Source organism: Bradyrhizobium sp. P5_C11_2 (genome assembly GCF_054049755.1).
In genome coordinates, this window is sequence record NZ_JBFULT010001025.1 from 1 (window position 1) to 1,316 (window position 1,316).

The 1,316-nt window shown below is 61.0% G+C and carries 2 protein-coding genes; one reads left to right on the plus strand and one right to left on the minus strand.

Features of this window, described 5'->3' with window-relative positions; genetic code table 11:
* Positions 1–237, plus strand: a 237-nt coding sequence (locus ACXJL8_RS41350; protein ID WP_456687066.1) for an HGGxSTG domain-containing protein, incomplete at its 5' end; no start/stop codon positions are given.
* An 81-nt stretch (positions 238–318) separates the two neighbouring features.
* On the opposite strand, the gene ACXJL8_RS41355 is transcribed toward ACXJL8_RS41350, so the two are convergent.
* On the minus strand, positions 319–1,316 hold a 998-nt coding region (locus ACXJL8_RS41355), incomplete at its 5' end, for a Bug family tripartite tricarboxylate transporter substrate binding protein (RefSeq protein WP_456687067.1).

The following is a 1,316-nucleotide window of genomic DNA, read 5'->3' on the forward strand; positions in this document are numbered from 1 at the left end:
CTGCTGGCAAGCCCACGTTGCGGCGCCAAAACCCGTGACGGCGTCGCCTGCCGCGCGCCAGCAATGCACGGCAAGACGCGCTGCCGCATGCACGGCGGAGCGGAAGGATCCGGCGCCCCGCGAAGGAACCGGAATGCACGGAAGCATGGACTATTTACCAGGGCCGCGATCGCGGAACGAAGGCGGGTTCGGGCATTGTTGGATGCGGCGCGAAAGCTGCTGCGGGAGCTGTCGTGATTTCGCGATGGGCCAGAAGGCGACATGRCCGCGGTATATGAGTTGCCGACCGTCGGCGACAAACCCGGAGTGCACAATCGACTATTTCACGTTAAGCCCTGCCGACCGGACGACGACAGCGTACTTCTCAGTCTCGTCGGCGATGAATTTTGCGAACTCTGCGGGCGAACCGTGAATACTGCTTGCGCCGATCCCCGCGAGCCTCGACTTGATGGCGTCGTCATTGAGGGCTTCGTCGACCAAGCCATTCAGTTGACCGACAACGGCCATGGGTGTTCCCTTAGGCGCCCCGATTCCGAACCACGATCCGGCTTGATAGCCCTTCACGGTATCTGCTGCGACAGGCACATCCGGTAGGCTATCCGACCTTGCCGTTCCCGTAACGGCAAGCGGAACGAGCCTGCCGGCTCTGACATGCGCGATGGACGAGGGCATCGGATCAAACATCGCGTCGATACGGCCAGCCAGTAAATCTTCGAGCGCAGGCGTCGATCCAAGGTACGGCACAAGCGTCAAATCAACGCCAGCCATCGATTTGAACAGTTCGATTCCGATATGTTGGGGCGTCCCCACGCCGGCGAATCCGACCCTGAGTCTTCCGGGATTGGTCTTCGCGTAGCTGATAAACTCCATAACCGTCCTGGCCGGGACTGAAGGGTTCACTTCGATCACAAGCGGCACACTGTACAGGCCCGCCACCGCGACGATATCGCGCCCGAAATCAAAGTCGAGCGACTCGAAAAGTGTTGTGTTGATTGCATTCACGGGTCCGCAGACAAGAAGAGTGTACCCGTCAGGTGCTGCTCTGACGACTGATCTGGTCGCCGTGTTTCCGCTCTCGCCAGGCACGTTCTCGACGTCGATCGGTTGGCCCGAGCGTTTCGACAACCAGGCAGCAATAAGCCGACCGGCTATGTCGACTGGTCCTCCCGCGGGAAATCCCACGATGAGACGAACTCGCCGATGAGGATAGACCTGAGCTGCGGCGGCCCTTGGCAACGCCGCGGCAGAGAGTGCGGCCAATGCAGAACGCAGGAGTCGACGCCTCCGATGGTCCATATCGCGAGCCTCCAACCGGG